Here is a 12,889-nt window from a genome sequence, read left to right on the forward strand (position 1 = left end):
TCTCGAGACATGGCAACGTTGTTTAATCACAAGAGAGTGAGCATGCATCGAGTACTGAAACAGCAGATTGCACAGTATCTGGCTGGGGAAATCCCTGAGCCTCTGTCGCCACTACTGGATGCTATCAACGCCACCTACGAAAAAGCCGACGTTGAACGCTCAGAACTGGAACAATCATTACACTCCTCCTCTGAAAAATTGCTCCTTCAGAACAAGAAACTGAATCTCAATTTAAAAGAGCAGCAAGCGGCACAGCAAGAACTGAGTCGTTCCTTCAGCATCATTAATGCAACGCTGGATGCCTCCCAAGAAGGCGTACTGGTCATTAACCACGATGGCATCCCGATTTTATTCAATGATCGCTATCTGCAAATCAATCAGTTGACCGAGTCACGTTTGATGTCGATGACGCATCAGGATCTGCTGCAAAATTCGATGAATCGGATTACCGAGCCAGATCGCCTGAAGTTGCAAATGACTTCTTTGGCGGGAAAACCCGGCTCCGACAATCGCGGGATTTATAAAAGCTACGACGGACATTGGATCGAGGCTTACGCCTGTAATGACCCGGTCGCTGGTTTTATCTGGATGCTGCGCGACATCACGGAAGTGCGTAAGAAAGAAGCGACCATTGCTCACCAGGCACAACACGATGCCCTGACCGAACTGCCCAACCGAACGTTATTACTGGACCGGATGGAGAACGCCATTCACCGCGCGGACCAGAACCATCAGCGTTTCGCCGTGTGTTATCTGGATCTTGATGGATTTAAAACTATTAACGACAGTCTCGGCCATGACGCTGGCGATCAGCTGTTAATTAAAGTCAGCAAACGACTACAAACCCGTATCCGTGGCGGCGACACGATCGCCCGGATTGGTGGCGACGAATTCGTCATCATTTTAGATAACGTCAGCCACCAGGAAGAAGTGCTGTATATGGCAGAAGGTTTGCTGATGGCATTGAATGACCCAATCATGTTTGCCGGACGTCAGTTTTTTGTTGGCGCATCGATGGGTATCGCCATGTACCCTAATGATGGCAGGGACCCGGGGGTATTACTCAAAAATTCTGATATTGCCATGTATCGGGCAAAACAAAACGGCAAGAATCGTTTCCACTTTTTTACTCCGTCGCTGGAGCGTGTGGCGCAACACAGACTGGCCATGGAGACAAAACTGCGCAAAGCGATGGAAGATGAAGAACTGGAGCTGTACTACCAACCCAAAGTGTACTTAGCAGGAAATGAAAGGCAACCGACAGGCACGTTGCATAGTTTTGAAGCACTGTTGCGCTGGCCCCAGGCGGGTGGTGGTTTTATCTCGCCAGAGAGTTTTATTCACATTGCAGAAGATGCCGGCATGATTGGTCATATCGGCCATTGGGTACTCGAACAGGCCGCAATACAGGCGAAAACCTGGTACGAGCAAGGCCTTAAAACCAATATCAGCATTAATATTTCACCGAAGCAATTTCTGATTCCGGATTTTGAACGCGATATCATCGACACACTAAAAGCACTGGATGTACCCGACAATCTGATATCGCTGGAAATTACTGAGAGCTTATTAATGCAAGATCTGGAGAGCGCGCGTCATGTGCTGGAGTTTTTCCGGAAACATGGGGTTCAGATTTATCTTGATGATTTTGGAACCGGATTTTCTTCACTGAATTATTTGAAAAATCTCCCGGTGGATTCGATTAAAATTGATCGAACGTTTGTGAAAGACCTGAGCAACAATCCCGCTGACCAAGCCATAGCTTCATCAATTATCGCCCTGGGTAAAAACCTTGGTATGAGTGTTGTTGCGGAAGGCGTAGAAACACAGGCCCAGGCGAATATTCTGATTGCTCACGGCTGTGATCTGGCACAAGGCTATTATTATGGTCGCCCGGTCAGTGCCGCTAAAGCGGAGCAGTTTTTCCCCAGCAGGCTGTAAGAGTCTTGCCAAGGTACTGATCAGACCTTACATTGCGCTCATCTGTAAACCGCGTAAAACTAATATTGAGGTCTGTTATGCAATATCCACACTTTCTTGCCGTTGACGGCAGCTCCTGGGAAGAACAGGCCCACCCGATTGCGATCGCCTGGTCACTGGCCGACGGCAGCATCAAAACCACCATGATTCAGCCAGAAGACGACTGGGATGACTGGGATTTCGCCCTGGAAGATCTGCACGGTATTAATCAGGACACTCTCTATCAACGTGGTGAAACCTGTTATTCCGTTTTGCGCGAGTTAGAGCATGACCTGGAACAACCCCGGGTTGCCACAGACGACCGCGAGCGCTGTGAACTGTTGCTTGAAAAGTTGTATGAAGGTTGCGGTCGTGATGTCAGCCTGGAGATTGATGATTATCTCGATGATGTTCAGGACAGGTCTAGCATCGAAGAAGTACGCGACCAATTGCAACTGTCGCAACAAATGTGTGAAGACCGTGTGCGGTTAATGCTGGAAGTGTGGGCCAGAGAGAACGCCTGAGTTCACTGTAAACGGCTACCTGGATAAAATCTAATCATCAATATCCGGCTCAGTCTGCAAACTTTTAATCACTGCCGCCATAAAACGGGCAGACTCACCCCCGGTGACCACTCTGTGATCAAAGGTCAGCGATAACGGCAGCGCTTTACCGGCGAATAACTCTCCGAGCTGAGCCATGGGTTTTTCAATGACTTTCCCGGCACCTAAAATCGCTACCGTTGGCGGCACCACAATCGGTGTGCCGTAACGCCCTGCCAACGCGCCATAATTGGATAAGGTAAAAGTAGCTCCCTGCAATTCTTTTGGCGGAATGGTTCGCGCCTGAACATCTTTTTTCAGATGATTTAATCCGGCGCGCAAATCATCGGCGCAGCGGTTAGCCACATCACGTAGCACCGGTACAAATAAACCGTGCTCGGTATCTACCGCAATGCCCAAATCAATTCTTTCGATTAATCGCCGGGTTAATTGTTCGCCATTAAACCAGGCATTTAAATCCGGCTCTTGGCTGCAGGCATAGGCAATCGCCTGAACCAACCTCACCGTAGTATCTTCACCATCATTCCACTGGCTGACATTCGCTTCATCAAACAAAGTAACCGGAACCACTTGCTGATGTGCCATGGCCATATTTTTCGCCATGGATTTACGCACGCCGGTTAATCGCTCACCACTGCCATGCTGCTGATTTAAACGACTGGATTTTTCAATGTCGTCGGCGGTTATACGCCCTTCCTGACCGGTAGCGACAACCTGTTGAATATCGACGTTCAGGCGTTTTGCTAATGCCCGGACACTGGGCGTTGCTTTGACTTTTTCTGCAACCGAAGCCTGGGGAGCTAACGAAAACTGATCCTGAGTCACGGATTGCGCCTGCGGGATATCACCCACAACCGTGCCACTGTCTGCAGAAGACTCGACGGTAGCAATATGGTCAGACTCCTCATCGGTAATAAACTCCACCAGAGGTTCGTCGATATTTACCGTATCGCCTTCGACACCAAAACGATGAAGGATCTTCCCGGCACAAGGAGATGGCACCTCGACAATAGCTTTGGCAGTTTCGACCGATACCAGTAACTGATCAACCTGCACTTCATCTCCTTCTGCGACATGCCATTCAACGATGTCGGCTTCCATTAAACCTTCACCTAAATCGGGTAATTTAAAGTAACGCATCGGCTATCCCCTGCTCTGTTATTACATCGGTTTTCTGCCTATCGAAGATCATAAATTCACCCTGGTTTGCTAGCGATAATTGAATGTGGCCTGCGCCGCCGCCATCACATCTGCTGCATTGGGCATGTAGAGATCTTCCTGACGAAAGTACGGCATTGGCGTATCAAACCCGGTAACCCGGTTTATCGGCGCTTGCAAATATTCCAGGCTGTGCTCTGCCAGTTGTGCCGAAATATCAGCACCAATACCTCCTGAACGAGCCGCTTCATGAACAATCACACAGCGACCGGTTTTCTCCACTGACGTACGAATACTGGCCATGTCCAACGGTGAAACCGTCGCCACATCAATCACTTCCGCACTGATGCCTTGTTGCGCTAATTGATGGGCAACCTCCAGAGTTTCTTGTACACAGGCGCCCCAGGTCACCAGGGTAATGTCGGTGCCCTCTCGCAAAATAAAACAGCGATCCAAGGGCAGCCGTTCACCGTCATCGGTAATGGGTTGTTTTACCGCACGATAAATCCGTTTCGGTTCAAGAAATAACACCGGGTCCGGACTATCTATTGCGCTCAGCAATAAGCCATAAGCCCGTTTAGGTGAGGACGGAATCACAACGCGAATGCCAGGAATATGCGCGAATAAGGCTTCGGTACTTTCTGAATGATGTTCAGGTGCATGAATACCGCCGCCAAATGGCGCACGAATCACCATCGGGCAATGCAAGCGCCCCCGGGTGCGGTTACGCATTCTCGCCGCATGAGTCACCAGCTGCTCCATCGCTGGAAAAATAAATCCCATAAACTGAATTTCCATCACAGGTTTTAAACCGTGCACCGCCATACCAATCGCAGTACCGGCAATCAGGGTTTCTGCCAGTGGCGTATCCATTACCCGCTGCTGACCAAACGCCTGCTGCAGGCCAACGGTTGCGCGGAAGACACCACCGTTAACACCAATATCTTCACCCAGCATCACCACCGAATCGTCGTGTTTCATCGCATGGTGAAGCGCCAGATTGACCGCTTCGACCAGGGTCAGATCCTGAGTCTGAACTGTATTAACACTATTCATCACTCTGCTCCTATCTCCTGATTTATTGGCCCGAATCCCGGCTTTGTTTGGCTGCAAACAGGTCCAGCTGATCATCAAGATTGCCCGGCCACTCGGCGTACAAATGATCAAACATGGCTTCATCCGGTTGAGGCGGAACCGCCTGATACTGCTCAACGGCTTTGCTGACGGCGGTATGGCAATGATCCTGCCAGCGTTGTTCCATGGTGTCGTTCCATGCACCCTGGTGCTGCAGAAACTGGCGCATGCGCAACATAGGTTCGCGCTGCCAGGCGGATTCTACTTCTTGCTGATCACGGTAACGGCTGGCGTCATCGGCCGTGGTATGGTCGCCAAGACGGTAACTGATCGCTTCGATCAGTGTTGGACCTTTTCGGTCCCGGGCGCGCTCTAACGAATCCTGGACCACATCCAGCATGGCAATCAGGTCATTACCATCCACCTGAACACTGTGGATTCCAGCGCCGATACCTTTTTGCGCCAGGCTCACAGCACCGCTTTGTAAATGACGCGGAACGGAGATCGCCCATTGGTTGTTATTGATGATAAAGACCACGGGTAAATGCCAGGTACCGGCCAAATTCAGGGCTTCAAGAAAATCACCTTTGGAGGAGCCACCATCGCCTATAGAGCACAATACGGCCTGTTGCTCGCCACGAATTTTCATCGCACTGGCAATGCCCACGGCATGTCCGGCCTGGGTAGCAATCGGGACACAAATCGGCATATCCTGAACCGGTCCCGCATTACTGCCGCGTTCATCTCCGCCCCAATAAAGCAGTAATTCATGCAGGTTATAACCACGCACCAGTTGAGCACCGTGATCGCGGTAATACGGTACCAGTACGTCGCTATCATCCAGCGCCATACCACATGCGACCGCCATGGCCTCCTGACCCAAACACGATGGATACGTGCCAATCTGGCCAGTGCGCTGCAATGCCACGGCCTTTTGGTCAAAAGTGCGGGTTAACATCATCCACTCGTAGGCTTTCACCAGATATTCCATATCATGGGCCCACATAGGGACTTCTCTTGTGGGGACGCCATCGCTGCCGAGATACTGCACCATGCCGGGGTTAGCTGCATACGAATTCATAACCTTGCCTCCAAAGCGAACACAGAAAGAATGATCTGATGCACTCAAGCAGTGAGTTTCAGATGATCTCTGGCCAGCGTTTGAATGGCCTGATCAACAGCAATCTGATGCACACCACAACCACGACTGTTTGCTGCAACAAACAACCGCAACAGGCTGTAATAAATTTGCTGCAGACGACGTTCAATCTGATCGGCGTTTTGCTGGTCATAACAACTGGCCGCATAAATCAAACCGCCAGCGTTAATGACAAAATCCGGCGCATACAGAATATCCCGTGCAACCAGCGACTCGCCCATGGTGTTATCTGCCAATTGGTTGTTGGCACACCCGGCAATAATTTTGCAGTTAAGCAGGGGTAGAGTCTGAGCATTAATAACAGCCCCTAAAGCACAAGGCGCGAATACATCCACGGGAAGACGATAAATATCATCCAGTTCAACCACTGTTGCGCCCATTTCAGCGGCTTTGTGGCAAGCCTGAACATTAGGATCAGTCACCCACACTTTGGCACCCGCACGGATTAACAATCGCGCCAGTTCAAGACCAACGTGACCTAACCCCTGAATCGCGATACTGGCATCTCGAATTTCTCGATGGAGGCGAAATTCCAACGCAGCGCGAATACCGTTTAAAACCCCCTGAGCCGTATATGGCGATGGATCACCAATCGCACTGTGACTGGCTACGTGCTGGGTTCGATTAACCATTAAATCCATATCAGCAACCTGAGTTCCGGCATCCATTGCGGTGATATAACGACCGTTTAGGCTATCAACACAATCAGCGAACCAGCGGAATAGTGCCTTTCGGTCGTAGGGTTGCCGGGGTTCAATAATTACCGATTTACCACCACCGTGAGGGATGTCGGCTAATGCCGCTTTGTAGCTCATCCCCTGTGCCAGGCGCATGGCGTCATTGAGAGCGGCCTGTTCACTCCTGTAGGGCTGCAAACGACATCCCCCCAGAGCAGCTCCCCGGTCCGTGTTGTGCAAAACGATGTACGCTCGGAATGATGCGGATGATTGAGTAGAACTGAAGCAATGCACGGACTCGCATTGCATTTCTTGCATGCGTTTAAACATAGCGTTTCCTCCGGCTTGTGGCCATGGGCAGTCTCACTGCTGGTACTGACAAGGGCTTTTGGCCCATCAATACAATTAACGCGCTTGATTTAATAATTAGCGGATAAATCTCCAAAAAGGAAAGTGGAATCTGGCTTTTAGACATTAAAAAAATAAAACCAGCATTTCTAAGAAAAAAAACTTGGAACTACTGGCACGTATTTTTATTGAGAATACAGCGCAATTAGCCATACGACTGCTCCATCAACCATTGCATGCATGTACGAAACCTCTGAAATGTCTTGTCAGCTGTAATAAAATGCCTGCCTAACTATCACATTCGGGACATCTCATGGCCTTGTCTGCCACCATTTTTAAATGCCAATTATCGGTTTCTGATCTCAGCCGCCACCACTATCAGGATTACAGCCTGACCCTTGCACAACACCCTTCCGAAACCGAAATGCGCATGATGGTACGCATACTTGCTTTTGCGATATTCGCCCACGAGCAGCTCGAATTTAGCCGTGGATTGAGTAATGACGATGAGCCGGATTTATGGCAAAAGAATCTTACCGGAGAGATCGAAAACTGGATCGAACTGGGGCAACCCGAAGAGAAACGCATTCGCAAAGCCAGCGCCTTAGCGAAACAAGTGGTTGTGATTAACTACCAACAAAATGCATCCAATATCTGGTGGCAACAGAATTCAGCTAAGTTGACTCGGTTCAAAAACCTGCAGGTAATATCGTTGTCGGAAAATGCAGTTGAACAACTGGCATCATTGTGCAGCCGCGGCATGCAACTGCAGGTTACTATCGAAGACGGTACATTGTGGGTGAACAATGGCAGTGACAATCTGGAAGTGGAATTTCGTCAACGCGACTGACAGCAATCCCAGTCTCACCCGGTACGGGTGAGACTGCTCACCCATCAGTTCAGAGGCGGCCACCAGCTGACGTCGTAATCGTCGCCACTGGTATCATCGTTGTACTCTTTCACACAATCGTCAAAATCCTCTCCCGGATTTTCATCGCATTGAACGGCTGAAACAATAATTTCAGTTCCCTGCACATAACCCACCAGCAGTAACAGGTTATCACTGTCTATCGCAGAATTAATCGCAGCACAGCGAGTATCACAGGCCATCACCTGACCACCGTCATACAGAGCAATTTTGTTATCGCTGTTTGACTTACTTAAAGATGCTCCATTTAAAATAAACGCAAAACTGTTGGCAGTATCCAGTTTATCTTCCGGCGTTGCATCGTTCGTCTTTAATTTTGCAGATACCAACTGGCCGCCGTTACTAACGGTTTTTTCCACTTCAATGTCGTATTCCTTCCCCCAGTCCGGTACAAAATCACTGATATTGCCATCGTCGGTGCGTAATAACTCCCAGTCATCGGAACTATTGATGCGATAAACAAGGCACAAATTACCGCTGGACTGATTACAATCACTCTGGAAATGGGCGATGCGCCAGGTTGACGTGCTGGTTCCTTCACAATTTGCGGCGAAATTATCTTCTGCAGCTGAACACTTTACCTTAGTCAACGTCAGATTATTATTCGCTGCAGTGAATTCTAACTGAATAACTTTTTTATCGCTGACGGCTGCCGCGATGGCACTACCTTGTTCTGCAGTAGCCGTAAAATTGGCTTCCCCGGCCAATGACCAATTGGTCTGATCGGAAGACGTCAGGATATCCGTTGCGGTATATAGCGTTAAAGCAAAGGCATTACCGTCTGCTTGTTCAGTGGCAACAGAACGAAAATCATATTGGTTGGGTTTGCCATTTTTATCAAAAGAGGTCTCGACGTTCAGACTGTAACGGTTACCCCACTGAAAAGACGAAAAGCCATTCAGATTTTCAAACACAGAATAGTCGCTCTTTTCATTCTCGCGGGTAACAAAACACAATGTGGCCGATGTTTTATCGCATTGCTGTTTGTAGTGTCCGACCTCGATGGTTTGATTTTTATCGCTGTAGTCGATGCCAAGGTCAAGACAGCCGGCCAACAACATTGTAATTAGTGGTATCAGCATTACTGAGACGCGCTGAAAGATAACACTCATGTGACAGAGTTTCCCTGTTAGGTTTTAGTGGCCTCAAGTATCAGAGGCGCGGCATAATTTTCCAGCAGCCGTTGTTGAACTGCACTGCTTTGACCAGCAATACGTTGATTAAGGGCTTCGATGTCCTTACTCAGGTTCAGAGTGAGATCAACCCGATGCTGACTGAAACGATCACTCTTCTGTTGCAATAACCATAACGCCGCATGGTGTACCGGCAGCACTTCAATCATGCTCTGAAGTTGCTGATCAATATGGTTCGCCATTATATCAGCATCCTGCAATTGTTCAGCGACTAACGGCGTACCGAAATTAACTTTTACTTTACCTTTAGCACCGGTGAGACCCGTGAGAATACTACGCACATCTTCTTCGTCATCTTTTTGATAATCATCGGCACTGGCGCGACTGACCAGTTCCTTGGCTTTCATCAGATCGCAAGGGTCCCATTCATACTCAATTGAAACCGGAACGGGGTTGAGCGCCTGCATGGTCTCAGCAAAGCTCTCCTTACGCTCTCTGCCATGCAGTGCCAGCATTTTCAACACGGCGGTATCGGTTTTATCGATATTGTCTTTAGCCCGGCCTTCGCGCTGGGCGATCCAGATAGACTGCCCTTCTTCGATCGAGTGTCGGATATAGCCGGAAAGACGCTGTAATTCACGCAATTTCTGGCGTTTATTATCGATACTGCGCTTGACGATAAAGCTCTTATTTAGCCGCATGATGTCGGCTACGTCCGGGTTATTCAGCAGGTTGTCGCCAATCGCAATCCGGCTGGTAGGCCAGCCTGCCAGATGCAGTGAATAATTAATCATGGTGGGGTCCATGGCAATATCGCGATGGTTTGAGATCCAGGCGTACGGCGTTGCAGGATTGAGCTGATCGAGCCCCTCTACCACAACCTCCGTGGTAGAGCGTTGTAACAGACGTTCAATTTTAGGTTCCAGCCACAGCTGAAACGCCTCTATCGAATCGACCTGAGAGAACTCTTTTCTTACCCGGGCCGAAAATACCGGCTTTGCGATCGGCTTAACAATACCGGGCAACGATGGGAAGCGGTAATTCAACAGCGCTCCTAATAACTCATCCGAAGTCAGTAAACGCTGCAATACAGTAGTCACCTCTTCATCGTTAAAAGGACGAATGTCAGCGTAATTGTCAGTCATAAATCATCTCATATTCCCAATTTGGCCGTACCCTTCATCTCAGCCAGCACAATGGATTTACCGACCGGGCAAATAGCCATTACAGTAACCAACCAACAATACAAATAACCAGCATAACTATTTATTTGTTGAACGACGTACCGATACAGATACAGATACAACAAGTCTGACCAGGTTATTGTCTGCAATGGGCCGTTCGCAGGGTCAGTCGCTTTAGTATATCCTTGCCGCTTTCTCAGAGCGAACAAGGTAATTAATAATGGTTGATACGTGGCAACCTGCCGGTGGTGATACCACTGAACCAGACTTGACAGTATTGAAAACGCTGGCCAGCCTGCACCAGCAACTGGAAATATCCACGGATCTGAATGCTGCAATCGATGAACAGAATCTGGCACGAGCCCGCAGCTGGATTCAGCTTGCGGAAGATCAGTGGCAGACGGTGATCAATGAAATGGAACAACAGGAACGACTTGATCTGGCTACTTTTTATACAGTTGCAGAGATGAAGTTAAGCGGCTGGGAAGCACGGGATAAAAACCCTGCGATCTGGATTTACCGGTTTCTGAAGAAAACTAAGCAACTTCCGGAAAAAGACATTATCAAAGCACTCAAAGGTAAAACAGATAATCGTTATATTCCGTATGGCAGTGTTTTATAACGCACATCCCCTGACAGACGACGTGATTGACGCCAGTCTTACGCTAGATATTGCTGTAATGCCTGGCGTAACGCGTCAAATTTAACCGGCTTGGACAGATAGTCATTCATTCCGGCTTCTACACAGGCTTTTTTCTGTTCTGCCATCACATCCGCCGACAGTGCCAATACCGGCAAATCCAGATTCATCTCTCGACGAATCTCGCGTGTCGCTTCAAGGCCATCCATTACCGGCATATGACAATCCATTAATACCAGATCAAAACGATCAGACTGCAGTTTCCGAAGCGCTTCCTCACCGTTATCAGCAATGATGGTGTCACACCCCATCCGTTTCAGCATCTGACTGGCGACCTTCTGGTTAACCGGATTATCTTCTGCAAGAAGAATACGCTTACCCTGCAATACACCCGTACCATCAGGTACGGGGCTGACTGTCCGAGAGTATGGGCTGATCACCTGTTGACGGTCATGATTCAACGCGATGTTTGTTAATAATTGTTCCAGATTTTTCTGGCCTATGGGCCAATCCCAATAAGCGCTTACACCATTTTTAAGCAGAACACTTGGGTCGAAATGAATGGTATCGGGATAAGTCACGGCAATATGGATTTGCGCCCGTTGCAATATTTCCCAATCGTCCTGCAAAGACGCAAACAAGCGTTTCGACAGCACAAGAATGGCCGGAGATTCATTCTTAAGAGCATCCAACAAAGCGTTTTTATTAGAAAATTCTCGTTGTGGTGCACCCAACCCGCGCGCCACGGCAACCACGAGTGCCCGGTTAACACGCAATTCATCGGCAATCCAGATAGGTAATTCTGCAAAGGCCACTGTGCTGTCGGTATTAGCATCCGTTTCCTCACGACTGGCAACCTTCAGATGCAGATCGAGCCAGAAATTCGAGCCCACCTCGGGTGAACTGATCACACCCACTTTGCCACTCATCAACTGCGCTAAGCGACGGCTGATACTTAACCCAAGCCCCGTACCGCCTGCCATTGTCGAGAGTTTTCCATGAGCAAAGGTGTATTCATCAAACAAATGCATCGCCTTGGATGCTTCGATCCCAATTCCAGTGTCTTCCACCGAAAAACGCAGATGAACGGTTTCTCCGCGACGAGCAACGACCACCAGACGCAATAACACGTGTCCTTGATTGGTAAATTTGATCGCATTGGTCAGAAAGTTCATCAGGATCTGGCGGATTCGTACCGCATCACCGACCAGGACTTCAGGAATGCCATCTTCGACAAATGACTGCAACGCCAGCGACTTCTCTTTGGCTTTGGCTGAAACCATACGTAAAACGTCATCCGCCATGGCACGAACATTAAACGCTTCCTCTTCGATGGTGAGCTTTTCTGCTTCGATTTTAGAAATATCGAGGATATCGTTGATTACCGCTAACAGGTGATCAGAAGATGATTGAATGACTTTCAAAAAGCCAAGCTGTTCTTCGCTCAATGATGTCTGCTCCATCAGCGATACCATACCGAGCAAACCATTCATGGGTGTCCGGATTTCGTGACTCATACTGGCAAGAAACCGGCTCTTGGCCAGACTCGCCTGATCGGCATCATCACGCTCTTGCTCCAGTAGGTCTCTGGCTTTAATTTGTTCGGTAATGTCCGTACTGATTACCAACAGGCTCTGCAGCTCATTGTCGACCACCACCGGCACCAACTGATTCGACAACAACACTCTGCCACCGCCAGGCACCGGGACACTCATTTCGTACGATTGCGGTTGATGGCTTTCAACCGCGCTTCTCAGGCGAGCGAGAAAAGCTTGGGCAAATTCAGGGGAAAGATGCTCAGTGCTCAGGGTACCGATCAGATTCTCACGTTCGTAACCATTGAGTATGTGATTAACATCAAGGATGCGACCGGCTGAATCGATTTCAGTGACAATATCGGGAAGATGTTTCCAAAGCAGGGCAAAACGCTGACGCTCTTTATTAACCTGCTCAAGTTCTCTGCGGGCTCTTTGCAAGAACCCGGCAATGAAGACACACAAAAGCGCAATCAACAATGTTGACAATTGCCAGATCAGTTCCATTGCTTCGGCCTCATGTCATTGATC

11 protein-coding genes are annotated in these 12,889 nt (G+C 48.9%); 4 read left to right on the forward strand and 7 right to left on the reverse strand.

What is annotated here, in order from left to right; translation table 11 throughout:
* The first annotated feature begins 42 nt into the window (after nucleotides 1–42).
* Together MK185_01910 and MK185_01915 are read left to right on the forward strand one after the other, a co-directional pair.
* Nucleotides 43–1,941, forward strand: a complete 1,899-nt coding sequence (locus MK185_01910) for an EAL domain-containing protein (GenBank protein MCH2039376.1) — start codon at nucleotides 43–45, stop codon at nucleotides 1,939–1,941.
* Between the two features lie 77 nt (nucleotides 1,942–2,018).
* Nucleotides 2,019–2,483 carry a hypothetical protein gene (locus MK185_01915; GenBank protein ID MCH2039377.1) on the forward strand — a complete coding sequence of 155 codons (465 nt, stop codon included), beginning with the start codon at nucleotides 2,019–2,021 and terminating at the stop codon, nucleotides 2,481–2,483.
* A gap of 30 nt (nucleotides 2,484–2,513) precedes the next feature.
* Here MK185_01915 and MK185_01920 read toward each other — a convergent pair whose 3' ends face one another.
* The 4 genes from MK185_01920 to MK185_01935 form a co-directional block, all read right to left on the reverse strand.
* On the reverse strand, nucleotides 2,514–3,662 hold the full coding sequence (locus MK185_01920) for a 2-oxo acid dehydrogenase subunit E2 (protein ID MCH2039378.1): 1,149 nt from the start codon (nucleotides 3,660–3,662) through the stop codon (nucleotides 2,514–2,516).
* A gap of 69 nt (nucleotides 3,663–3,731) precedes the next feature.
* The gene (locus MK185_01925; GenBank protein ID MCH2039379.1) at nucleotides 3,732–4,736 is read right to left on the reverse strand and encodes an alpha-ketoacid dehydrogenase subunit beta; all 1,005 of its coding nucleotides are present in this window, start codon (nucleotides 4,734–4,736) and stop codon (nucleotides 3,732–3,734) included.
* 22 nt (nucleotides 4,737–4,758) lie between these two features.
* The gene (gene pdhA / locus MK185_01930) at nucleotides 4,759–5,835 is read right to left on the reverse strand and encodes a pyruvate dehydrogenase (acetyl-transferring) E1 component subunit alpha (GenBank protein ID MCH2039380.1); all 1,077 of its coding nucleotides are present in this window, start codon (nucleotides 5,833–5,835) and stop codon (nucleotides 4,759–4,761) included.
* Between the two features lie 44 nt (nucleotides 5,836–5,879).
* Entirely contained in the window at nucleotides 5,880–6,920 is a 1,041-nt protein-coding gene (locus tag MK185_01935) for an amino acid dehydrogenase (protein MCH2039381.1), read from the reverse strand.
* 331 nt (nucleotides 6,921–7,251) lie between these two features.
* Here MK185_01935 and MK185_01940 point away from each other — a divergent pair, with 331 nt between their 5' ends.
* On the forward strand, nucleotides 7,252–7,788 hold the full coding sequence (locus MK185_01940) for a YaeQ family protein (GenBank protein MCH2039382.1): 537 nt from the start codon (nucleotides 7,252–7,254) through the stop codon (nucleotides 7,786–7,788).
* 44 nt (nucleotides 7,789–7,832) lie between these two features.
* Here the strand turns inward: MK185_01940 and MK185_01945 are convergent, their stop codons facing one another.
* Complete coding sequence (locus MK185_01945) at nucleotides 7,833–8,978, reverse strand: hypothetical protein (GenBank protein ID MCH2039383.1); 1,146 nt, start codon at nucleotides 8,976–8,978, stop codon at nucleotides 7,833–7,835.
* A gap of 17 nt (nucleotides 8,979–8,995) precedes the next feature.
* Nucleotides 8,996–10,144, reverse strand: a complete 1,149-nt coding sequence (locus tag MK185_01950) for a 1-acyl-sn-glycerol-3-phosphate acyltransferase (GenBank protein MCH2039384.1) — start codon at nucleotides 10,142–10,144, stop codon at nucleotides 8,996–8,998.
* A 259-nt stretch (nucleotides 10,145–10,403) separates the two neighbouring features.
* Between MK185_01950 and MK185_01955 the strand changes: the two genes are divergently transcribed.
* The gene (locus tag MK185_01955; GenBank protein ID MCH2039385.1) at nucleotides 10,404–10,805 is read left to right on the forward strand and encodes a hypothetical protein; all 402 of its coding nucleotides are present in this window, start codon (nucleotides 10,404–10,406) and stop codon (nucleotides 10,803–10,805) included.
* A 38-nt stretch (nucleotides 10,806–10,843) separates the two neighbouring features.
* Here the strand turns inward: MK185_01955 and MK185_01960 are convergent, their stop codons facing one another.
* A complete protein-coding gene (locus tag MK185_01960; GenBank protein ID MCH2039386.1) occupies nucleotides 10,844–12,865 on the reverse strand; it encodes a response regulator in 2,022 nt (673 codons plus the stop codon).
* Nucleotides 12,866–12,889 lie beyond the last annotated feature (24 nt).

It is taken from the genome of Saccharospirillaceae bacterium (genome assembly GCA_022448365.1).
In the GTDB taxonomy this organism is placed as follows: domain Bacteria; phylum Pseudomonadota; class Gammaproteobacteria; order Pseudomonadales; family Oceanobacteraceae; genus Bacterioplanoides.

What these genes read in the sequence shown, in the direction of transcription:
- MK185_01910 (MCH2039376.1), top strand. Translation starts at nt 43, where the DNA reads ATGCATCGAGTACTGAAACAGCAGATTGCACAGTATCTGGCTGGGGAA.
- MK185_01915 (MCH2039377.1), top strand. Translation starts at nt 2,019, where the DNA reads ATGCAATATCCACACTTTCTTGCCGTTGACGGCAGCTCCTGGGAAGAA.
- MK185_01920 (MCH2039378.1), bottom strand. Translation starts at nt 3,662, where the DNA reads ATGCGTTACTTTAAATTACCCGATTTAGGTGAAGGTTTAATGGAAGCC.
- MK185_01925 (MCH2039379.1), bottom strand. Translation starts at nt 4,736, where the DNA reads ATGAATAGTGTTAATACAGTTCAGACTCAGGATCTGACCCTGGTCGAA.
- pdhA (MCH2039380.1), bottom strand. Translation starts at nt 5,835, where the DNA reads ATGAATTCGTATGCAGCTAACCCCGGCATGGTGCAGTATCTCGGCAGC.
- MK185_01935 (MCH2039381.1), bottom strand. Translation starts at nt 6,920, where the DNA reads ATGTTTAAACGCATGCAAGAAATGCAATGCGAGTCCGTGCATTGCTTC.
- MK185_01940 (MCH2039382.1), top strand. Translation starts at nt 7,252, where the DNA reads ATGGCCTTGTCTGCCACCATTTTTAAATGCCAATTATCGGTTTCTGAT.
- MK185_01945 (MCH2039383.1), bottom strand. Translation starts at nt 8,978, where the DNA reads ATGAGTGTTATCTTTCAGCGCGTCTCAGTAATGCTGATACCACTAATT.
- MK185_01950 (MCH2039384.1), bottom strand. Translation starts at nt 10,144, where the DNA reads ATGACTGACAATTACGCTGACATTCGTCCTTTTAACGATGAAGAGGTG.
- MK185_01955 (MCH2039385.1), top strand. Translation starts at nt 10,404, where the DNA reads ATGGTTGATACGTGGCAACCTGCCGGTGGTGATACCACTGAACCAGAC.
- MK185_01960 (MCH2039386.1), bottom strand. Translation starts at nt 12,865, where the DNA reads ATGGAACTGATCTGGCAATTGTCAACATTGTTGATTGCGCTTTTGTGT.